This is a genomic window from Streptomyces ficellus, assembly GCF_009739905.1.
Classification (GTDB): domain Bacteria; phylum Actinomycetota; class Actinomycetes; order Streptomycetales; family Streptomycetaceae; genus Streptomyces; species Streptomyces ficellus_A.
In genome coordinates, this window is record NZ_CP034279.1 from 5,310,487 (window position 1) to 5,332,328 (window position 21,842).

Sequence of the window (21,842 nt, forward strand, 5' to 3'; positions counted from 1 at the left end):
GATACGCCCCCCATCCCCGCCACGCGCCCCGCGCGGCCCGCGCACCCCGCGCAGGGCCGCGGCCGCCCTCGCGGCGGCGACGCTCGCCGCGCTCGTCCCGGCCCTGCCGGCGACCGCCGCGCCGAAGCCCCCCGCCCCGCCGTCCGACAAGGCGCTGGCCGCGGCCCCCGCCCGGCACGACCTCACCCGCGAGCAGTTCTACTTCGTGCTGCCCGACCGGTTCGCCAACGGCGACCCGCGCAACGACCGCGGCGGACTCACCGGCACCCGGCTCACCACCGGCCACGACCCCACGGACAAGGGCTTCTACCAGGGCGGTGACCTCAAGGGGCTCACCGACAGGCTCGACTACATCAAGGGCCTGGGCACCACCGCCATCTGGATGGCGCCCATCTTCAAGAACCAGCCCGTACAGGGCGAGGGCAAGGACGCCTCGGCCGGCTACCACGGCTACTGGATCACCGACTTCACCCAGGTCGACCCCCACTTCGGCACCAACGCCGACCTAGAGAAGCTGATCGACAAGGCCCACTCCAAGGGCATGAAGGTCTTCTTCGACGTCATCACCAACCACACCGCCGACGTCGTCGACTACCAGGAGAAGTCCTACAGCTACCTCTCCAAGGGCGCCTTCCCCTACCTCACCAAGGACGGCGTCCCCTTCGACGACGCCGACTACGCCGACGGCACCAGGCGCTTCCCCGAGACCGACCGCGACTCCTTCCCCCGCACCCCCGTCGTCCCCGACGCCAAAAGGAACCTCAAGGTCCCCGCCTGGCTCAACGACCCGGAGATGTACCACAACCGGGGCGACTCGACCTTCGCCGGGGAGTCCTCCACCCAGGGCGACTTCGCGGGCCTGGACGACCTGTGGACCGAGCGCCCCGAGGTCGTCGACGGCATGGAGAAGATCTACCAGCGCTGGGTGCGCGACTTCGACATCGACGGCTTCCGCGTCGACACCGTCAAGCACGTCAACTCCGAGTTCTGGACGCAGTGGGCCACCGCCCTCGACGCGTACGCCGCCAAGCGCGGCCGGGACGACTTCTTCATGTTCGGCGAGGTGTACTCCGCCGACCCGGCCGTCACCGCCCCCTACGTCACCCGCGGCCGGCTCGACGCCACCCTCGACTTCCCCTTCCAGGACGCCGCCCGCCGCTACGCCTCGCAAGGAGGCCCCGCCGGAAAGCTCTCCGAGCTGTTCGCGCAGGACTACCGCTACACCACCGACAAGGCCAACGCCTACGAGTCGGTGTCCTTCCTCGGCAACCACGACATGGGCCGCTTCGGCACCTTCCTGAAGCAGGACAACGCGGACGCCGACGACACCGAACTCCTGAACCGCTACCGGCTCGCCAACGAGCTGATGTTCCTCAGCCGCGGCAACCCCGTCGTCTACTACGGCGACGAACAGGGCTTCACCGGCGCCGGCGGCGACAAGGACGCCCGCCAGACCCTGTTCGCCTCGAAGACCGCCGACTACCTCGACGACGACCAGCTCGGCACCGACCGCACCCACGCCACCGCCGCGTACGACACCCGCCACCCCCTCTACCGCTCCATCGCCGCCCTCTCCCGCCTCACCAAGGCCCACCCGGCGCTGCGCGACGGCGTCCAGACCGAGCGGCACGCCGACACCGGCCAGGGCGTGTACGCCTTCTCCCGTACCGACACGACGTCCCGCACCGAGTACGTCGTCGCCGTCAACAACGCCACCACCCCCAAGACGGTGGAGCTCAGCACCGACTCCCCGGACACCGCGTTCCGCCACCTGTACGGCGGCACCGGCACGGTCACCAGCAGCGGCGACACGCTGAAGCTGACCGTCCCCGCCCTGTCCTCCGTGGTCCTCAAGGCGGCCAGGCCCGTCCCGGCCCCCGCGACCGCCCCCACCCTGACGCTCAAGGCCCCGCCCGCCGGCGCCACCGGCACCGTCGAACTCACCGCGGACGTCTCCGGCGGCGGCCTCAACCGGGTCGTCTTCGCCGCCCAGACCGGCAACGGGACGTGGCAGACGCTCGGCTCCGCCGACCACGCCCCCTACAAGGTCACCCACACCGTCACCGCCCCCGCCGGAACCCCCCTGCGCTACAAGGCCGTCGCCGTCGACAGCCGGGGCCGTACCGCGAGCGACCTCGCCACCAGCACCGCCGGACAGGCCCCGGAGCCCGGCGAGCCCGGCGCCGTCGACCGTGACCACGCCGTCGTCCACTACCAGCGCCCGGACGGCGACTACGACGGCTGGACGCTGAGGACGGGGAACACCACCGCCGCCTTCACCGGCCGTGACGCGTACGGCGCGTTCGCCTGGGTCAAGGTCGAGGACGGCGCGACGACCGTTCCGTACACCGTCGAGAAGGACGGCACCGCCGACGGCCCGCGGCGCACCCTCGACCTCGCCGCCACCGGCGAGGTGTGGGTCAAGCAGGGCGCGGACGGCCAGACGGACAAGGCGCCCGACGGCGCCTATCCGCCGCAGGACCCCGGCAAGGCGGTCATCCACTACCACCGGCCCGACGGGAACTACGACGGCTGGGGCCTGCACACCTGGACCGGCGCCGCCACCCCCACCGACTGGGCCAAGCCGCTCCAGCCGGTGAAGAAGGACGCCTTCGGGATCACCTTCGAGGTCCCGCTCGCCGCCGGAGCCACCTCCCTGTCCTACATCGTCCACAAGGGCGACGAGAAGGACATTCCCGCCGACCGGTCCCTCGACTTCGGCACCCACGGCAAGGAGGTCTTCCTCCTCACCGGCGACTCCGGCTACCTGCTGCCCACCACCGGCGCCGCACCCGCCCCCGACCTCACCAAGGCCGAGGCCCAGTGGATCGACGCGAACACCGTCGTGTGGAAGGTGAAGTCCGCACCCGGCACCAGCCAGCAGCTGGTGTACGCGCGGGACGGCGGCATCACCGCCCCCGGCGGCGCCCTGTCCGACGAGGGCCGCTGGCTGCGCCTGAACCCCGCCGCCCTCACCGACGCCCAGAAGGCGAAGTACCCGCACCTCAAGGAGTACCCCGCCTTCACCCTCGACCCGCGCGACCGCGACCGGGTGCGTGACGCCCTGCGCGGCCGGCTCGTCGCCACCCACCGCGCCCCGAACGGCGCCCTGCTCGCCGCCACCGGCGTCCAGATCCCGGGCGTCCTCGACGACCTGTACGGCACCAAGGCGCAGGCCAAGTCGCTCGGCCCCGTCTTCCGCAAGGGCACGCCCACCCTCTCCGTCTGGGCGCCCACCGCACAGGGCGTCGCCCTCGAACTCGACGGCCGGCGCGTGGCGATGAAGCGCGACGCGGCCACCGGCGTCTGGTCCGCCACCGGCTCCAAGAGCTGGCGGAACAAGCCGTACCGGTACGAGGTGAAGGTGTGGGCGCCCAGCGTCCAGAAGGTTGTCACCAACAAGGTCACCGACCCGTACTCCACCGCCCTGACCGCCGACTCCACCCACAGCCTGGTCACCGACCTCACCGACCCGGCACTCGCCCCGGCGGGCTGGAACACCCTCAGGAAGCCCGCCGCCACCCCGTTGCGCGACGCCCAGATCCAGGAGCTCCACGTCCGTGACTTCTCGGTCGCGGACCGCACCGCCAAGCACCCCGGCGGATACCTCGCCTTCACCGACACCGCGTCCGACGGCATGAAGCACCTGAGGAAGCTGGCCGGCAGCGGCACGTCCTACGTCCACCTACTGCCCGTCTTCGACATCGGCACGATCCCCGAGAAGAAGTCCGGCCAGGCCACCCCCGGCTGCGACCTGGCCTCCTACCCCCCTGACTCCGAGCAGCAGCAGGCGTGCGTCTCCAAGGCCGCCGCCAAGGACGCCTTCAACTGGGGCTACGACCCGCTGCACTACACCGTCCCCGAGGGCTCCTACGCCTCCGACCCGGACGGCACCCGCCGCACGGTCGAGTTCCGGCAGATGGTCCAGGGCCTCAACAAGGCCGGACTGCGCACCGTCATGGACGTCGTCTACAACCACACCGTCGCGAGCGGGCAGGCCGACAAGTCCGTCCTCGACAAGATCGTCCCCGGCTACTACCAGCGGCTCCTCGCCGACGGCACCGTCGCCACCTCCACCTGCTGCGCCAACACCGCGCCCGAGAACACCATGATGGGCAAGCTCGTCGTCGACTCGGTCGTCACCTGGGCCAAGGAGTACAAGGTCGACGGCTTCCGCTTCGACCTCATGGGCCACCACCCCAAGGCCAACATGCTCGCCGTGCGCGAGGCCCTCGACGGGCTCACCCTCGCCAAGGACGGCGTCGACGGCAAGAAGATCATCCTGTACGGGGAGGGCTGGAACTTCGGTGAGATCGCCGACGACGCCCGCTTCGTCCAGGCCACCCAGAAGAACATGGCCGGCACCGGCATCGCGACCTTCTCCGACCGGGCCCGCGACGCCGTGCGCGGCGGCGGCCCCTTCGACGCCGACCCCGGCGTCCAGGGCTTCGCCTCCGGCCTGTTCACCGACCCCAACACCTCCAAGGCCAACGGCACCCCCGCCGAGCAGAAGGCCCGCCTGCTGCACTACCAGGACCTGATCAAGGTCGGCCTGACCGGCAACCTCGCCTCCTACCGCTTCACCGACACCTCCGGGAAGAGCGTCAAGGGCTCCGAGGTCGACTACAACGGCGCCCCCGCCGGCTACGCCGCCGCACCCGGCGACGCCCTCGCCTACGCGGACGCCCACGACAACGAGACCCTGTATGACGCGCTCGCCTTCAAGCTCCCGGCGGCGACGTCCCCCGACGACCGGGCCAGGATGCAGGTCCTCGCCATGGCGACCGCAGCCCTCTCCCAGGGCCCGGCGCTCTCCCAGGCGGGCACCGACCTGCTGCGCTCCAAGTCGCTGGACCGCAACTCCTACGACAGCGGCGACTGGTTCAACGTCCTCAACTGGGACTGCCGGGCCGGCAACGGCTTCGGGCGCGGCCTGCCGCCTGCCGCCGACAACAAGGACAAGTGGTCCTTCGGCAAGCCGCTGCTGACGTCCCCGTCCCTGACGGTCGGCTGCCCGCAGATCACCGGCGCCTCCGCCGCCTACCGGGACCTGCTGAAGCTCCGTACGACGGAGAAGGCGTTCAGCCTGACCACGGCGGACGCCGTGCAGTCCGCGCTCTCCTTCCCCCTCTCGGGCGAGGACGAGACCCCCGGCGTGATCACCATGCGCCTGGGTGACCTGGTCGTCGTCTTCAACGCCACGCCCGAACGGCAGGCGCAGACCGTCCCCGCCCTCGCGGGCACCGGCCACACCCTGCACCCGGTCCAGGCGCACGGCTCCGACGCCACGGTGAAGACGTCGGCGTACGAGACGGCCACCGGCACCTTCACGGTCCCGGCCCGCACGGTGGCGGTGTTCACCCAGCGGTAGGAACGACGGGCGGGGCGCCACGGTCCGGACACCTGTGCCGGACCGTGGCGCCCCGCTCTATGGTGGCCGCGACAGCCGTACCACCAGGAGCGATACCCATGCCGCAGATCACCGTCGACTACTCCGCCTCCCTCGACGAGGACTTCGACCGCCGGGGCTTCGCGCTGGCCCTGCACCCCCTGGTCGTCGAGACGGCCGGCGCCCGGCTCGCCGCCTGCAAGACCCGCACCCGCCGCGTGGAGGACACCGTGGTCGGCGACGGCACGGCCGACGACGCCATGGTCCACGTCGACATCGACCTGCTCGCCGGGCGCGCCGAGGAGGTCAGGGCACGGCTGACGGAGGCCGTCGTCGCGCTCGTCCCGCGGTTCGTCGCCCCCGCCGAGGGCCGGGTGCTGCACGTGTCGGCCGAGGTGCACGACCTCGACCCCTCCTACCGGGCGGGCTGAGCCGCCCCGGCCGGCACCTTCGGCAACAGCGCCCCGAGCCGGTCGACCAGGTCGCCGAACGGCCCGTCGGCCGGCTCGTCGCCCAGCATGTGCAGCAGCAGCGACGCCATCTCGCCGTCGTACGCCGCACTCACCGCCGCCAGCGCGGCGAAGTCGTGCACCAGCTGCAACTCCAGCTCCGCGCGCGGTATCCGGCGGCCGTCCAGCCACAGCAGCGCCGTCGACTCGGCGAGCGACACCCAGGAGCGGACGACCAGCTCCAGGCGCGCGGGCGGGTCGCCGACACCGAGATGGGCCAGGATCTGCTCGTACGCCGCCTGCCGCACCTCGTCGATCATCGCGTTCGTCGTGGGCCCGACCGCCGGACCGCCGCGCATCAGCGCCGAGAACCCCGGCCCGTGCTCGTCCACGAAGTCGAAGAACCGCCGCATCACCCGCAGCAGCCGCGCCCCCAGCGGACCTTGGCGCGGCTCCACGAACCGGGCGGCCAGCTCGTCCGCCGCCCGCCGCAGCGCCGCCTCGTACAGGCTCTGCTTGCCGGGGAAGTAGTGGTAGACCAGCGGCCGGGAGATGCCGGCGGCGGCGGCGATCTCGTCGATCGACACGTCGTCGGGGGAGCGGCGGCTGAACAGCTCCAGCGCCACCCCGATCAACTGCTGCCTGCGCTCCTCGACGCCCATCCTGCGCCGCGCCCCGGTCGTCATGCGAACAGCCTAACGGCCGCCACCGACAGCCCTTCGAACAGTGGCCGATACACAGTTCGCTACGCTGCCGCGCATGAGCATCCCCGACCCCGAGACCCCGGCCCCGAGCACGGGCGTCACCCCACGTCAGGCCCGCCGCTTACGCGTCGCCGCGGCTTCCGTCCTCCTGGTCACGATGGCGGTCGTCCTGGTGCTCCGGCTGGCCAGCCGCACGTCCGTCCTCGTCGTCGGCGTCTACGGACTGGCCATGATCCTCTGCGGCGTCGTCATCGAACTCAGCCGCAACGGCCGCACCCGCCTGGCCACCTGGCTCCTCGCCTCCGGCCTCCTCACCGCCCTGGCCGCGGACTGGCTGCTGCTGCCGTAGGACGTGTGGGGAACGCCCGCCTACAGATCCAGCACCAGCCGCCCGCCCCGGCAGCGGGACACGCACAGGAGCATCGAGTCCCGCCGTTCCTCCTCCGTCAGCAGCTCGTCGCGGTGGTCGACCTCGCCCGCGAGGACGGGCTGGCGGCAGGTGCCGCAGAAGCCCTGTTCGCAGGAGTACGGGACGTGGGGCAGCTCCGCGCGGACGGCCGCGAGGAGCGACTGGCCGGCGGCCACCGTGACCGTGCGGCCGGAGCGGCGCAGTTCCGCCTCGAAGGCGTCACCGGGGGCCGGCGTGGCCGGGGTGAAGCGTTCGAGGTGCAAGGGCCGGCCCTGCGGGAGGCGTTGGGCCACCGCGTCCATCAGGCCGTCGGGGCCGCAGACGTAGACGGCCGTCTCCGGCGGTAGGCCGTCGAGGAGGGCGAGGTCCGGCAGGCCCGCCTCGTCCTCGGGCGCCACGGTGACGTCCCCGGCGCCCTCCAGTTCGTCCAGGAACGGCATCGTCGCCCGGCTGCGCCCGCAGTACAGCAGCCGCCACCGGGCGCCCGCCGCCCGTACCGCCCGCAGCATGGGCAGCAGGGGCGTGATCCCGATGCCGCCCGCGACGAAGACGTACGCGGGGGCGTCCACCAGCGGGAAGCGGTTGCGCGGTCCGCGGATCTCGATCTCCGTGCCCGTACGGAGCCGTTCGTGCACCTCCCGCGAGCCGCCGCGCCCGTCCGCGACGAGCCGCGCGGCGACGGTGTACACGCCGGCCTCCGCCGGGTCGCCGCACAGCGAGTACGTGCGGACCAGCCCCGACGGCAGTACCAGGTCCAGGTGAGCGCCCGGCTCCCACGGGGGCAGGCGCGTGCCCTCCAGCCGCAGGAGGACGACACCCTCGGCGGGGCTGGTGCGTGCGGTGACGACGACCCGGCGGACGACGGTCGGCGCACGCCGCCCCCGGCCGGATATCGGCTCCTCCAGGGCGGGCAGCGGCCACAGCGGGGCGGCCTGGACGCGGCGGCGCACCGCACGCTTCACCAGCAGGGCCGCCGTGGCGGCGAGGACGACACTACGCGCGCGTGGCACGGCTCAGTGCCCCCCGCCCGCTGCCGGGGACGAGGCCAGGTAGGCCACCGCCCGTTCCGTGTCGCCCTCCTGGGAGGGGTGGTAGGACCGGCTCAGGTAGCGGGGGATCGACCGCAGCATGTCCGGCGTCGACGGCAGGACCCCCTGCCGGCCGCGGACGACGAAGTCCCTCACCGACGCCTTGCCGCCCGGCAGCGACGGGTCGTTCTCCATGAAGAACCGGGCCCCGCGCTGCCACAGGAACACCAGCGCCGAGAACGCCGTCGCCCAGGTCCGCACCCGCCGCCGGTAGCCGCCGTCGAGGTGCGTGAACAGGTCGAAGGCGACCGACCGGTGCTCGACCTCCTCCGCTCCGTGCCAGCGCAGCAGGTCCAGCATCACCGGGTCGGCACCGCGCCGGTCCAGCTCCTCGGCGCCCAGCACCCAGTCGCCCAGGAACGCCGTGTAGTGCTCGATCGCCGCGATCAGCGCGACCCGCTCCATCAGCCACCACCGCCGGGCCCGGCCGGGCGGCAGCGTCCGGTCGCCGAGGAGTTTCTCGAAGAGCCAGTCGACCTGCGCGGTGTACGGGGTCGGGTCGAGCCCCAGCCGCTTCAGGTGCGGCAGGACGTCGTCGTGCGCCTGCGAGTGCACCGCCTCCTGGCCGATGAACCCGATGACGTCCTCGCGCAGCCGGTCGTCCCGGACGTACGGCAGCGCCTGCCGGTACACATGGACGAACCAGCGCTCCCCGGCGGGGAGCAGCAGGTGCAGCACATTGATGGTGTGGGTGGTGAAGGGATCACCGGGAACCCAGTGGAGCGGGGTCTCCTCCCAGTCGAAGGAGACCTTCCGGGCCTTCAGCTCGATCCGTTCCGGCGCCGCCGCCCCCGTCACGCGCGTATTAGACATGGCGTCAATGTACTGACGGGTACGTGACCGGCACCAGGGTCGTGCACCGGATATCCGGCGCCGGACGCTCAGCGCAGCGACGAGATCCTCGTACCGTCCTCCAGCCGGCCGGTCAGCTCGACCTGCTGGGACGGCTTGCCCGGCAGCTCCACCGCCAGCAGCCGGCCGTCGCCACCGCCCGTCGCCCCGCCGGACACGGCGACCGACGCGACGCCCGGGCCACCCGCCGCCAGCATGAACCACCGGCCGCCCGGCGCCTGCCACAGCGCACCCGCCAGCACCCGCGGCTCCCGCACCCCGCACGCCGGCGACTCCTCCGCCTTCGCCACGACCGCGCCCGTCTTCGCGGACGGCGCGTGGAACTGCCCGAGCACGGTGCTCCCGGTGCCGCGCCAGGTGTCCGCACGCGTGCACAGCCACGCCGCCGTACCCGCCGCGCCCGGCAGCTCCTGCTCGGCGAACCGCCAGGAGTTCACCGCCCGGACGCCCTTGGACCGCACCAGGGACAACTGGCAGGCCGTCCCCGCCCACTGGGCACGCGCCCCGGCCCCCGCGGCCGCCAGGTCCACCGGCGCCGCCGGCGGGCCCGACGTCAGCCGGGCCGGGGCCAGCTCACCGAGGTCCGTCAGCGTCCGCGTCGCCGTACCGTCCCGCACCTCCAGCACGTCCCACGCCGTGCACGAGCTCGGCGCCACCGGGCTCAGCAGCGGAACCGTCACCCCGTGCGCGTCCCGCCCGACCGGACGGCTCCCGGCGGACGGGTCCACCAGGTCACGCGCCGACACCTCCCGTACCCAAGGTGCCGTCAGGTACCGCACATTGGCGTGCGTACGCCCCACGACCAGGGCGGCCGCCGACGCCGAGTCCGCGCCGTCCGTCCGCGCGAAGTCCAGCGCCGCCCCTTCCGTACCGTCCTTCGGCTCCGCGTACCGCACCGCCCGCAGGCCGTCGTGGAACAGCACCACCCGCGCCTGGTCCACCTCCCCGGCGAACAGCAGCTGCGGCGGACCCATCGGCGGCCCCGGAGGCGTGCCCGGCGTCGCCGACGCCCGCACCGCGGCACCCGGCCGCGCCCACACCGCCAGCGCCCGCCGCAGCAGCTCCCGGTCGCCCACGAGACCGCCCCGCGCGGGCCACACCGAGAAGTCCGTACGCGCCGAACGCTGCCACGCCGCCGGCGCCACCCGCCGCAGATTGCCCGGGTCCAGCGCCGCCTCCGCCACCGGATTGCGCGCGTACGCCGGAGCGGCCGCCCCGTCCGGGCCCCAGCCGTCGCCCGGCAGTCCGAGCAGCGCCCCGCACACCACGGCGGCCGCGAGCGCCGCCAGCGCCGCCCTGCCGTGCCGGCGGCGCCGCATCAGGTCCGTGGGGCGGGCCTGCAACGCACACGGGTCGAACTCGGGCGACTCCAGCAACCCGTAGAGCGCCTCCACCCCGTCCGCCTCGGCCAGCGCCGCCTTCGGGTCCGCCACCCCGGCCGCCGCCAGCACCCGGCGCACCTCTGCGTCACCCTGCCGCTCCAGACCGCGCAGCACACAGGCCGCGCGGCCGGGCCCCGACAGCGCCGACAGACGCTGGTCGAGCCCCAGTTCGTCGGCGCCACCCGCGCGCGGGAACAGCCGGAGCCCCCACACCTGGGGCAGCAGCGGAGGCAGCTGCGCCCGCTTGGGCCACGCCGTCCGCTTCAGCGGAAGCCCCGCGTCCAGGGCCTGGCGCAGCACCCGGACGCGCACATACGCGTACCCGGGGTCGACCGCGTCCTCCGGCCGCCGCTGCCCCGGCATCCCGCCGTCGTCACCCGCCGCGCGGCGGCGCGGCAGCGAGCGCTGTACGACGGAGTGCGCGGTCAGCACACGGCGGTTGCGGCCGAGGGCGGGCGGCAGCACCAGATAGGCGATCCGCACGAGCCGCGCGTAGTGCTCGACGAGCGCCGCCTCCGCCTGGTCGACGTCGACGGGGGCCGGGGTGGCGAGTTCCTGGGTGCTCACGTTCAGCAGAACGAGCGAATCCGGCGATGGTCACCTGCCGCCGGTGTCCCCCCAGCCGCTCAGCGAGCCGAAGACCGCCGTCCCGCGCGCCCCGCCGCCCCCGTTCATGGCGGTCATGAACAGCCCCGCGTCCTGCACGGCCGCCGCGCCCGGGACCCGGACCGTGGCGACCGTACGCCAGGTGGCCCCGCCGTCCTGGGAACAGGACCCGGTGACACCGTCCCCCGCGCGGGACAGGCGCAGCAGGACCGGCGCCCTGACGCCGGCGATCCGCCGGTAGGTGTCCAGGGTGCCGTCCCCGGTCGAGTCGTACGACAGGACCACACCGTTGGCCGGGGTCACCGCCAGGTTCAGGAAACCGGGCGCGCCGGGCACCGCCAGCGCGTCGCGCACCACGATCCCGGCGCGCGCCCAGCCGCCCGTCGCCTCCTGCGCGTCCACGCCCGCGGTCAGGACGGCGCCGTCCCCGAAGACGTCCTCCTGGTAGAGGGTGCCGAACTCGGCGACGGCCTTCCACAGGTCCTGGCCACCGCCGTTGATCGCGTACCGGCCCTCGAGCCGGCCGAAGACGGCTCCGTTGTTGGCGTACGTACGCCACCGCCCGCCCAGGGGGCCCGCCCGGTACTGCTCGCCCCGGTGGACGGTGGTGACGGGGGCCTCGCCCTGGGGGCCGTAGGTGGCGCGCAGCTCGTAGGGGAGGGCTTCGAGGGGGGCGGTGAGGGGGCCGGCGGGGGCCGTGACGCCCCAGGAGACGGTGCCGGTGCCGGCCGCCGGGACGGACGGCAGGCCCAGCGGCGGCTGGTCGCCGAAACCCGTGAGCGTGAAGCCGACGGGGCCGGTGGCCCGCAGGCCGTTGACGTTGCGGAAGGTGGCGGTGACCTCGGCGTCGGCGCCCGGCGTGAACGCCGCGGGGGTGCCGGCGACCGTGACGGCGCCCTGGAAGGGGGCGCGGGCGAGCGTCTCGTACACGCGCGTGGCGGTACGGTACGGGTCGTGGTGCGGGCGGAGGGGATAGGTCTTCGTCCCGCGCGTCCAGGGCTCCTCGATCGCGTACCAGTCGAAGGCCCTGGCGGCGCGGCCCTGCGCGAGTGCGTCCTCCAGCTCGTCCAGGTAGGCCTGCCAGTGGGGGAGGTGGAAGTCGGCGATCAGGCCGGACCAGTCGCGGTTGGCGTAGTTGGCCAGGTGCCCCGCGTCCGCGGTGGGCCGGTCGGCCCAGGTGGTGATCAGCACCCGTGCCGTGCGCTCCAGGCCCTCGCGGCGGGCGTCCGCCAGCCACGGGCCGAGGAGGAAGGCGTGGTGCGACCCCGCCATGTCGTCGCTCAGCCGCATCAGCCTCAGCCACAGCCGGGACAGCGCGCGGAAGGTGTCCAGGTCCTTGGCGGTGTACGCGGCTCTCAGCTGCCCGATCAGGTGCCAGGAGCGGTTGGCGAGCACCTGCCGGCCGAGGTCGGTCAGGTCGTGCCGGTACGCGTCGGAGCGGCGCAGCGGCTCCCGTACGCCCAGCAGGGCGGCGAACGCCCCGTCGAAGTCCGCCGGGTCGAAGGCGGGGGTGTGCGTGGCGTAGTAGGCGCCCGAATGGGCGGTGAGGCTCGGCCGGGCGGCGAACACGGAGTCGTGGGGGCGGCCGTCGCGGCTGGAGATCCGGTAGGCCGTGTCGCGCAGCACCGCGAACGCCGCACGCGCGCGTGCGTCCCGGCCGCCGTAGCGCAGGTCGGCGTACTCCTCGAACCAGCGGGTCCGGTCGACCGGTTCGCGGCGCCAGGCCAGCTCGGAGAACAGTTCCAGCGCGGCCGGGTCCCGTTCGGCGGCCTCCGGCATGTAGGCCGTGCCGACGAGCGCCGAGCCGGGCTTGTCGCGCCAGGCGGTGAAGCGCTCGGTCCACAGGTGGGTCTTGGCGCCGATGGTGGTGCGGCCGCCGAAGTTGGGGATGGTGCCGAAGGCGTACGGGGCGCCGCCCCAGTCCCGCTCGCGGTCGGTGACGGTCTCCAGGTCGGACAGCCCGTCCACGACGAGGAGCCGCGTCTTGTCGAGGGCGTCGAGCAGGTCGCGGCGCGGGTTGGCCTGCCAGCCGAGGACGACCCAGGTGGCACCCGGGCGTTCCCCGCGCAGGGCGGCCTCCACCGCGCGGGCGGCCTCCGGCACCGGCACGTCGCCGGCCGAGCCGCCCTCGTGCAGCAGGTCCATCTTGAAGTGCCGTACGTCCCCGAAGAGGTCGCCCTGGTGGCGGTAGAAGGACTCGGCGGCGCGGGCGAACGTCCCCGTGCGCGGGTCCAGCCAGTCGGGGCGCTTCAGGCCCGCCCAGACGCCCTGCGGGACGGTGCGGGCGCCCGGGTTGCGGTCGGCGAAGCCGTCGGGGACGGTGCCGAACCAGCCGGGCAGCACGGGCCGCATGCCCAGCGCGCGCAGCCGGTCGGCGATGCGGCGGCCGAGTGCGGCCCGGCGCTCGAGCAGCCCGGGGCTGAGCGGACCGCCGTACCCGCTCATGTTCTGCAGCAGCCACCAGGGCTGGTGGGAGGGCGCGGGCAGCCAGGCCCGGGCCTCCTCGTCGGTGTACCCGAAGTCCATCAGGAGGCGGTGGTAGACGGCCTCCTGCCCGGTGGTGACCAGCACCTCGTTGCAGCCGTGCAGGGCCAGGACGTCGATCAGCCGCTCCCAGCGCGCCCAGTCCGCGTACGGGGCGGTGTACCCGTCGTGCGTGTCGTTGAGCGCGAACCGGTGCGGGACGGTGGCCTCGCGGGCGAGCGGCTCGCGGGGCGCGGGGAGCCGGCCGGGGAGGTCCAGCTGGCTGCCCGCCCAGGAGACGTGCGCCCCGCACACGTACTTCAGGTACCAGTGGACGCCCGTCAGCGCCGTGCCGGGGCCGGTGGCGGCGACCTCGACGCGGCCCGCGGCGCCCGTGACGCGGAACCGCTCCGGGCCGCTCGCCGCGGGGAGGTGACGGAGGCGGAACTGGTCCGCGTGACCGGGCAGCAGCCGTGCGAGCGCGTCGCGGGCCGCGCCCATGCGGTTCTCCTGCGCGGGGGCGGGCGGCTGCGCCGCCGCGGCGAGGGCGGCGCCCGCGCCGATCGCGCCGGCGCTCCCCAGCAGCGTTCGTCTCGACAGGTCGGCCACGGTGCGCTCCTCCACGTACTGACAGATCATCAGGTGCGGACGTGTCGCACGTTACTCGGCGTCCCCTCCCGCAACAGGGGTGCGAACCGGCACGATGGCCAGATGCGTACGGAGCGAACTCGTTTGGCGTTGGTGACGGCCGCCCTGGTGGCCCTGGCTCTGCCCGTGACGGCGGCGTGCGACGCGGGAGGGGACGAGCCCGACGCCGCGCCGAAGACGGCGACCGGCACCCTGGAGGAGCTGGCGGCGAAGGTCGCGTGCAAGCCGAACATACAGACGGACGCGGAGGAGATCCGCCAGGCCAATTGCGCGACGAAGGACGGCAAGTACGTGCTGGCCACCTTCTCCACGGACCGTGGACAGCGCGAGTGGATCAACGAGGCCAACGACTACGGCGGCTCCTACCTGGTCGGCCGCAAATGGGTGGCCGTGGGGGAGGAGAAGGTGGTCGGCGCCCTGCGCGACCGGCTCGGCGGCGCGGTGGAGACCGGCACGTCGCACCACTCGGGAGGCGGCGACGGCGACGGGGAACACGGCGGGGGCAGCGGGGGCAGCGAGAAGGGCTCGGGCGGCCACTCCGAGCACCACGGGAACTGACGGCACGGACACGAAGGGGGCCGGACCACCAGGTGGTCGTCCGGCCCCTCCTCCGTCCGTGCCGCCGTCTCGACGACCGGTGTGTCAGTGCCCGGTCACGCGCATCGGCGGCCGCCGTTGATGCAGTTCACCAGCTGCTGCATCAGACCGTCGTCGAAGACGTTGATGAAGTCTCCGTGGTCGGTGATGGGCTTGTGCAGCTGCTCGGGGAACGAGTCGACGGCGAACACCGTGCCCTGCGGGACGTCGTAGACGATCCGCTGCTGGAGCTGCGGAATGGCCTGGAAGCCGCCCGGGCAGTTGCCGTTGTCGTCCGCGAAGGCGACGTGGGTGCGGTGGTTGGCGCTGTCGGTGTTCTGGCCGTCCCAGCAGCTCTGGAACTTGAACGACCGGACGACCTGACTGCCCTGGGGGCAGATCGGGTACTTGTCCTTCAGCTGCCGGTCCTCGAACCCGGTGCAGCTCCAGGACGCGTTGGCGTTGGCGTCACCGTTGGTGAACGCCTTGGCGTCGCCGGTGATGATCCGCAGGAACTTGGGCATCGCGGTCACCTTGGAGACCGGGCTGCCGACGAAGTCCATGGTGACCTCGGTGGGGGTCAGGATCTCGCCGACGTTCTGGTCGTTGCCGCCGCCGTCCGCGTTGGCGTCGTTCTCGTTCTGGCCGTTCTGGAGGCGCAGCACCGGCCAGAAGTAGGTGGACTTGTCCCCCTGGTTCTGGCAGGTCGTCTGCCCGTTGGCGAGGTCGTCGTCGCTGGCGAAGGCGTCGTTGGCCTGGTTGCCCACGTAGTCGTGCATGTGGTGGGCGCCGTTGCTGACGCCGGGCGCCACGATGACGTTGTCCGGGTTGAACTTGCCGTTCTCGTTCACACCGCAGTCGGTCGAGAACACGCCGCGCGAGGCACCGCGACGCTGCTGCGGGTTCTGCACGTTGGGCTGGACGCTCTGGATGTCGACGAAGTCGCCGGCGACCGGACCGTTGCCGGCCTGACCCTGGCCTTGACCCTGTCCCTGATCGCCCTGGCCCTGGTTCTGGCCGTCGTTCTGACCGTCGCCGTTCTGGTCGCCCCCGTTCTGGTTGTCGCCGTTCTGGTCGTTCCCGCCCTGGCCGTCGTTCTGGTCGCCGCCGTTCTGGCCGTCGCCGTTCTGGTCCTTCACCTGAGTGGCGTCGTCCGCGCGCAGTTCGCACGGAGCCATGTTCTCCAGGCCGGTCGGCTTCTGCGCAATGCGGTCAATGGCGATCACAATCCGCTGGATCGCCGCACCCCGTTTGTCTTTCAGTGGATTCAGAATGGCATTCTGGGCAAAAGAGGGGTCCTGTTGGATCTTTTCCTTCTCCTCGGCGAACCGCTGGTAAGCCTCGGTGATCTGGGTGTCCATATTCGCCAGTTCCCGGTCGACCTCGGCGCGCGCCTGCCGGGGCACGCTCTCGGGAAGGCCGTTGGCGACTTCGGGACAGTCGATGGTCGACATCTGCTGCCCGGCGTTCAACGGCTTCTGCTGGGGCGCCGAACCTGACCAGCCCGACCATCCCTCGCCGGCGGAGGCGTAGACGTTGGCCGCGATCAACCCGCCGCCGCCCAGTATCAGGGCAGCCGAGGCGGCGATCGCCCGGTTGGCCAGTGTCGAGCGTTTTCGTGTGCGTCGCATGGAACTCCAATCCTGGGCGGGGTGAACCGCGCCATTCCATACGGGCGCCCATCAGGACCTGTTCAGCACGCGCGCCAATTCGTAGAAATCTACGTCCCCAAAGCGGGCGAACCGCTACGCCTCGCCCCGGCTCACCCTCCGAGCGCCAGCGCCTTCGCCTCCTGCTCCGGGGTGATCCCCACCGTGGGCCGGTCCGCCCGCTGCGGCGCCGCGCCGCCCAGTTCCCGCAGCCACGCCCAGGTGTCCGCGACCGTCTCCGCCACCGGGCGGCACCGCAGCCCCGCCGCCAGGGCCCTGGACACGTCACCGCCGTGCACCGCGTCGTGCAGCTCACCGCGCGGCACCCAGATCGGCAGGCCCGACCAGGGCTCGATGCCCGCGCCCAGGACCACCTCCGGGTCCGTCCACCGCAGTCGGGCGTCCGCGCCGGTGGCGCGCACACAGGCGTCGAGCAGCTCGCCCATGGTCGTGTGTCCGGGCGGGCTCACCAGGTTGTACGGCCCCGACAGCCCCGCCTCCGCCGCGTCGAGCAGCCATCCGGCCATGTCGCGGACGTCGATGTACTGCAGGGGCAGGTCCCGGGGTCCGGGAGCGAGTACGGGCCCGCCGCGGGCGATCCGGGTCAGCCACCAGGGCAGCCGGCCGATGTTCTCCCACGGCCCGATGATCAGCCCGGCGCGCCCCAGCAGCACCCGCTCCTCGCCGAACTCCGCGAGCGCCGCCAGCTCCCCGCCCCGCTTGGCCTCCGCGTACGGCACGCCGGTGGCGTCCGGCGACGCCTCCACCAGCCGGCTGCCGTACTCGGGCAGCCCCGGCGTCGGCGGCCACGCGTAGACGCTGCGGCTGGAGACGTACACGTAACGGCCGGCCCTCCCGGCGAGCAGACGCGCGGCGTCCCGCACCGCCGCCGGGTCCGACGACCAGGTGTCCACGACCACGTCCCACCGGCCCCCGCCGAGCGCCGCGAGCCCGTCCGGCGCGGTGCGGTCGCCCAGCAGGGACACCACGCCGGCGGGCGGCGCGTGCCTGCCCCGGTGGAAGACCGTCACCTCCCAGCCGCGGTCCAGGGCCGCCGTCACCACGGCCCGTCCGGCGAATTCCGTTCCGCCCAGCACCAGAAGTCTCATGATCCAACCCTGCCTCCTCCGGGGTGCGATCGTGTGTGAGTTCTGCTGCCAGGAGAACGCGCGGATTCCCGTACCCGCCGCCGGGATGGCAGCATGTGCGGACCATGACAGATGCCCGGTCGCCGATGCGCGCGCTGCGTGCCGCTCTCTTTGCGGCGGTATGCGTGGCATTGGCCGCTGTGGGGCATTCGTCCATGTCTGACCACGGTGTCCCGCCCGGCTCGCTGCTCGTCGCGTTCGGCGTCACCGGCTGCCTGGCCTGGCTCGCCGCGGGCCGCCGACGCGGTACCGCCTTCATCGGCACGGGACTCGTCGCCGTCCAGGGCGTCCTGCACCTGACCTTCATGAGCGGCGCCGGACCGCACGGCGGTGCGCCCCTGGCCGGAGCGGCCCCGGGCTTGATGCCGGGCGTGCAGCCCGGCACGGCGCACGACAGGTCACACGGCATGACGCACGCCATGTCGCCCGACATGTCACACGGCATGGCGCACGCGGCGACCTCCGCGTCGGGCGGACACGGGGGACCGGGCGTACCCGTGGGACCGCACGGCCTCACCGTGCCGCACGGGCTCGCCGCACCGGACGGCTCCAGCGTGGCGGGCGACCTCCTCGCGGGGGCCGCCGGCGGTGCCTCCGCCGGCATGATCGCCGTCCACCTGCTCGCCGCCGCCGTCTGCGCGCTGTGGCTGGCCCGCGGAGAGGTGGCCTTCTTCCGTCTCGCCCGCGCGGTGCGCGTGCTCTCCTTCACGCCGCTGCGGCTGCTGCTCGCCGTCGTACGCCTCCCGGAAGCCCCGCGTCCGCCGCGGCCGCGGACCCCCGCCGTCCGGCGCCACCACGGCGTCGTCCTCGCGCACACCCTGTCGCGGCGCGGCCCGCCCGCGGTCCTCGTACCCCACGCCACGGTCCCCGGAGCGACACGCGTCTGACCTGGGGGCCGCCCCTTCAGACACGCATCAGCGCCGACTCCTAGGACAGTCATGGCCATTGACGACCGTACGACGGCCGTACCGGCGGACCCCGCCGCCGAACCCAGCACCGAACCCGGCACCGAAGCCGCCGAATCCGCCCCCGCCGCCGGCGGGACGAAATCGACCTGGGGCGCCCTGCGCCCCCTCCTCCTGCGCATCCACTTCTACGCGGGTCTCCTGATAGCCCCGCTCCTCCTGATCGCCGCCATCAGCGGGCTGCTGTACGCCCTCTCGTTCCAGGCGGAGAAGATCGTCTACAGCCACGAGCTGCGGGTCCCGGTCGGCGAGCGGGTCCTCCCGCTGGCCGAGCAGGTGGCCGCGGCCCGCGAGGCCCACCCGGACGGCACCGTGACCGCCGTCTGGCCCTCCCCGGAGGACGGCGCCACCACCCGCGTCCTCATGACCGACCCGTCGGTCGAGGAGGGCAAGTCGCTCGCCGTCTTCGTCGACCCGTACACCGCCGAGGTACGCGGGGACCTGCCCAGCTACGGCAGCTCGGGCGCCCTCCCGCTGCGCGCCTGGATCTCCGAGTTCCACGCCGACCTCCAGCTCGGCGAGACCGGCCGCAACTACAGCGAGATGGCCGCGAGCTGGATGTGGGTCGTCGCCCTCGGCGGCCTGGCACTCTGGATCGGCCGCCGGCGCACCGCCAAGCGCGCCCTCGTCCTCCCCGAGCGCGGCCCCAAGTCCCGCCGCCGCACCCTCTCCTGGCACGGTTCGGTCGGCCTGTGGGCGGTGACGGGACTCGTCATCCTCTCCGCCACCGGTCTGACCTGGTCCCGGTACGCGGGCGAGAACATCGACGCCGTGCAGACGCAGCTCGGCGGCTCCACCCCGGCCGTGTCCGCCACCCTCGACGGTGCCGCGGCCGGCGGGGACACCGGGCACGAGGGCCACGGCTCCGGCCACGGCACCGCACCCGCCGCCCAGGGCCCGGACGTCGGTATCGACCGGGCGGTCCAGGCCGCCCACGACGCCGGGGTGAGCGGCAAGATCGCCGTGACCCTCCCCACCGAGGGCAACGGGTACGTCGTCAAGGAGACCGACACCCAGTTCCCGGTGCACCTGGACTCGGTCGCGGTCGACCCCGCCGACGGAACCGTCATCGACGAACTCCGGTTCGCGGACTACCCCGTACTCGCCAAGCTGACCCGCTACGGCATCGACGGCCACATGGGCGTCCTCTTCGGGCTCGCCAACCAGCTCGCGCTCGCCGCCCTCATGGTCGCCCTGATCCTCCTCGTCGTCTGGGGCTACCGGATGTGGTGGCTGCGCCGGCCGACGAAGGAGCGGAAGCTGAGCGCCGGCCGGCCCGTGCCGCGCGGCGCCTGGCGCAAGCTGCCCGTCACCACGCTCCTGCCGCTGGCCGCCGCGACCGCGCTGGTGGGCTGGTTCGTGCCCATGCTCGGCCTCAGCCTGCTGGCGTTCCTGGTCGTCGACGCGGCCCTGGGCCTGCGGGCACGGGTACGGGCCCGGACCCGGACCCGTGCCAACACGCCGTAGGTCGTGTCCGTCAAGTCTCGCCTGGCCCGTGACGCCCTGCACGCACTGTCGCCGCGTTGTCGTCGGTCGCCATGGCTCCGCCATGTCTCCCTCCTCCGCCTTGCGACAGCACGCACCGGACGCCACGGCCCCCGCCCTCCGGGCGGACGCCGATACTTTCCGGACACTCCCTAGCCGTCAGGGCGCGTAGGTGTAGCCGACCCGCCGCACGGTCCGGATCGTGCGGCGGTGCTCGGCGCCCAGCTTGCGCCGCAGCCGGGCGACATGGACGTCGACGGTCCGCCCGTCGCCCACGTGGCCGTACCCCCACACGGTCGTCACCAGGTGGTCGCGGGTGTGCACCCGGTGGGGGTGGGCCACCAGGTGCGTCAGCAGCTCGAACTCCAGGTACGTCAGGTCCAGTTCCCTCCCGTCGACCCGGGCGACGCGCCGGGCACCGTCGATGGTGACCGGCCCGCCGTCCGGGGCGCCGTCCGCTGCGGCGGCCGGTCCGGGTACGGGCTGCTGCTCCGCCGGTACCAGCACCAGGTACCCGATCATCGGCGGCTGCCCCGGCAGCGACGGGACGGTGTGCGGCGGCGCGGGCACCCAGGTCGCCCCGGGCGGCAGGAACTCGGCGACGTCGACGCCACCCGGAAGACGGACGGCCGCCTCGTCGAGGGCGCCGACGGCCCGGAGGTGGTGCCGGGCCGGGGCGGACCCCGTCGCGTGGGACGAGGGCGACACGGCCGAGGAGGACGTGGCGGAGGACGACACGGGCGAGACGGGAGACACGGGAGCGGAGGAAAGGACGGAGAGGGGACGGCTGTTCGCCATGGGAGGTCAGCTCTTTCGCGCGAAGGGACGGACGGCAGGTACGTCGTGCGCGGCGGCCGAAGGCCTGTCGGATCCGACAGGGAGAACCAGGTCTGCCGAAAGGCTTTAGAGGGCCGGCGCGTTCATCGCGCGGCAACACACCCGGTCGAAGTCGTGGTGCTGACGGGACGGCCAGAACGGCTGGAGGTCGCTGCGACCCGTCGCGGTGTCCTGAAGGCTGGCCATGCCCCCATTCAACCAGATGCCACCCCGGCGTACCCCGCCTTCCCCGTAACATCCCGCCCGCTCCCGCCCCTCCCGCGCTCCGCCTCATGGCAGCCGCTTGCGCCAGTCCAGACCGGTCACGACGACGGCCCGCTCCGGGGAACCGTCCCAGTCCACCGTCAGCCCCTCGTCCCCGAGCGCCGCGACGACCTCGCGCCCGACCGCGGCCGTCGTCCCGGCGGAGCCGTCGAACCCGCCGTACAACAGGAACAACCCCTGCCCGGCCGCGGCGCCCTGCGTGCACTGGCTGTGGAAGTAGACGAACCCGCGCGCGTCGTCGTCCGCCTCCGCGCCGATCTCCGCCGTCCCGCAGGTGCGGCAGCAGGTGAAGTGCTCCCGGGCCACGATGCCGCGCGCGTCGAGCGCCGCGAACGCCCGCGATATGCGCTCCGGGTCCGTCGTCCCCTCCCACCCGGCCTGCTCCTCCAGCCGCTCCCGCCACAGCCGGTCCACGAGCTGCCGCGCCTGCGCCGGCGACACGGGCCGGTCCTCACCGCTGACCAGCCACTCCTCGGCCGCCTCGGCGAGCCGCGCCCGCGAGTCGTACCCGCACACGAGCAGCCCCCGGACGTACTCCTCCACCTCCGTACGGACCTCCGGAGGCAGGTCCGGCACCGGCTCGGGCACCGGCAACTCCAGGGCCCGCCAGGCCAGTCCGGTGTCCCAGCCGCTCTCCTGCCGGGCCCACCGCACCATGACCTCGGCGACCCGCCCGGCGTCGGCGCACTCCACCGTGAAGTGCCGCTCGGGCGCCCCGTCCCGGTGCTCCAGCTGGTAGCCGCCCCCGTCCTCGTGCCACACCTGGACGAACACGTCCGGCACGTCCGGTATCCGCTCGACGACCAGGAAGCGGTCCCCGTCCGTGCCGATGCGCCGCACGAGCTCCCCGAGCCGCTCCGCCGTGACGCGGGCGCACTCGTCGCCGTACTTCTCCGTCTTCACCCTGATCGCGAGCATGGATCCACCC

15 protein-coding genes are annotated in these 21,842 nt (G+C 73.4%); 6 read left to right on the forward strand and 9 right to left on the reverse strand.

Annotation, left to right across the window (positions count from 1 at the left end; translation table 11 throughout):
* Position 1: 1 nt before the first annotated feature.
* Both pulA and EIZ62_RS23780 read left to right on the forward strand, forming a co-directional pair.
* Positions 2–5,371 carry a pullulanase-type alpha-1,6-glucosidase gene (gene pulA, locus EIZ62_RS23775; protein ID WP_156696566.1) on the forward strand — a complete coding sequence of 1,790 codons (5,370 nt, stop codon included), beginning with the start codon at positions 2–4 and terminating at the stop codon, positions 5,369–5,371.
* A 98-nt stretch (positions 5,372–5,469) separates the two neighbouring features.
* Complete coding sequence (locus EIZ62_RS23780) at positions 5,470–5,820, forward strand: 5-carboxymethyl-2-hydroxymuconate Delta-isomerase (RefSeq protein WP_156694723.1); 351 nt, start codon at positions 5,470–5,472, stop codon at positions 5,818–5,820.
* Here the strand turns inward: EIZ62_RS23780 and EIZ62_RS23785 are convergent.
* Entirely contained in the window at positions 5,805–6,524 is a 720-nt protein-coding gene (locus EIZ62_RS23785) for a TetR/AcrR family transcriptional regulator (RefSeq protein WP_156694724.1), read from the reverse strand. The genes EIZ62_RS23780 and EIZ62_RS23785 overlap by 16 nt on opposite strands.
* Before the next feature lie 73 nt (positions 6,525–6,597).
* Between EIZ62_RS23785 and EIZ62_RS23790 the strand changes: the two genes are divergently transcribed.
* Positions 6,598–6,891 (forward strand): hypothetical protein, encoded by a 294-nt coding sequence (locus EIZ62_RS23790; protein WP_156694725.1) that lies wholly within the window; start codon positions 6,598–6,600, stop codon positions 6,889–6,891.
* 20 nt (positions 6,892–6,911) lie between these two features.
* Here EIZ62_RS23790 and EIZ62_RS23795 read toward each other — a convergent pair whose 3' ends face one another.
* The 4 genes from EIZ62_RS23795 to EIZ62_RS23810 form a co-directional block, all read right to left on the reverse strand.
* Positions 6,912–7,961 (reverse strand): PDR/VanB family oxidoreductase, encoded by a 1,050-nt coding sequence (locus tag EIZ62_RS23795; protein WP_156694726.1) that lies wholly within the window; start codon positions 7,959–7,961, stop codon positions 6,912–6,914.
* A gap of 3 nt (positions 7,962–7,964) precedes the next feature.
* Positions 7,965–8,852, reverse strand: a complete 888-nt coding sequence (locus tag EIZ62_RS23800) for a metal-dependent hydrolase (RefSeq protein WP_156694727.1) — start codon at positions 8,850–8,852, stop codon at positions 7,965–7,967.
* A 68-nt stretch (positions 8,853–8,920) separates the two neighbouring features.
* The gene (locus EIZ62_RS23805; protein ID WP_167536418.1) at positions 8,921–10,840 is read right to left on the reverse strand and encodes a hypothetical protein; all 1,920 of its coding nucleotides are present in this window, start codon (positions 10,838–10,840) and stop codon (positions 8,921–8,923) included.
* A 30-nt stretch (positions 10,841–10,870) separates the two neighbouring features.
* Positions 10,871–13,951 (reverse strand): alpha-N-acetylglucosaminidase, encoded by a 3,081-nt coding sequence (locus EIZ62_RS23810; RefSeq protein ID WP_156694729.1) that lies wholly within the window; start codon positions 13,949–13,951, stop codon positions 10,871–10,873.
* 102 nt (positions 13,952–14,053) lie between these two features.
* Between EIZ62_RS23810 and EIZ62_RS23815 the strand changes: the two genes are divergently transcribed.
* The gene (locus EIZ62_RS23815) at positions 14,054–14,548 is read left to right on the forward strand and encodes a hypothetical protein (RefSeq protein WP_156694730.1); all 495 of its coding nucleotides are present in this window, start codon (positions 14,054–14,056) and stop codon (positions 14,546–14,548) included.
* Positions 14,549–14,643: 95 nt separating this feature from the next.
* Here the strand turns inward: EIZ62_RS23815 and EIZ62_RS23820 are convergent, their stop codons facing one another.
* Together EIZ62_RS23820 and EIZ62_RS23825 are read right to left on the reverse strand one after the other, a co-directional pair.
* On the reverse strand, positions 14,644–16,197 hold the full coding sequence (locus EIZ62_RS23820; protein WP_156694731.1) for a DUF1996 domain-containing protein: 1,554 nt from the start codon (positions 16,195–16,197) through the stop codon (positions 14,644–14,646).
* 131 nt (positions 16,198–16,328) lie between these two features.
* Positions 16,329–17,324 carry an NAD-dependent epimerase/dehydratase family protein gene (locus EIZ62_RS23825; RefSeq protein WP_156694732.1) on the reverse strand — a complete coding sequence of 332 codons (996 nt, stop codon included), beginning with the start codon at positions 17,322–17,324 and terminating at the stop codon, positions 16,329–16,331.
* Between the two features lie 194 nt (positions 17,325–17,518).
* Between EIZ62_RS23825 and EIZ62_RS23830 the strand changes: the two genes are divergently transcribed.
* Positions 17,519–18,250 (forward strand): hypothetical protein, encoded by a 732-nt coding sequence (locus EIZ62_RS23830; protein ID WP_244375937.1) that lies wholly within the window; start codon positions 17,519–17,521, stop codon positions 18,248–18,250.
* 51 nt (positions 18,251–18,301) lie between these two features.
* Entirely contained in the window at positions 18,302–19,795 is a 1,494-nt protein-coding gene (locus EIZ62_RS23835; RefSeq protein ID WP_156694734.1) for a PepSY-associated TM helix domain-containing protein, read from the forward strand.
* 177 nt (positions 19,796–19,972) lie between these two features.
* Here the strand turns inward: EIZ62_RS23835 and EIZ62_RS23840 are convergent, their stop codons facing one another.
* Both EIZ62_RS23840 and EIZ62_RS23845 read right to left on the reverse strand, forming a co-directional pair.
* The gene (locus EIZ62_RS23840; protein ID WP_156694735.1) at positions 19,973–20,611 is read right to left on the reverse strand and encodes a winged helix-turn-helix domain-containing protein; all 639 of its coding nucleotides are present in this window, start codon (positions 20,609–20,611) and stop codon (positions 19,973–19,975) included.
* Positions 20,612–20,920: 309 nt separating this feature from the next.
* A complete protein-coding gene (locus EIZ62_RS23845; protein WP_156694736.1) occupies positions 20,921–21,832 on the reverse strand; it encodes a DUF6891 domain-containing protein in 912 nt (303 codons plus the stop codon).
* Between the last annotated feature and the right edge of the window lie 10 nt (positions 21,833–21,842).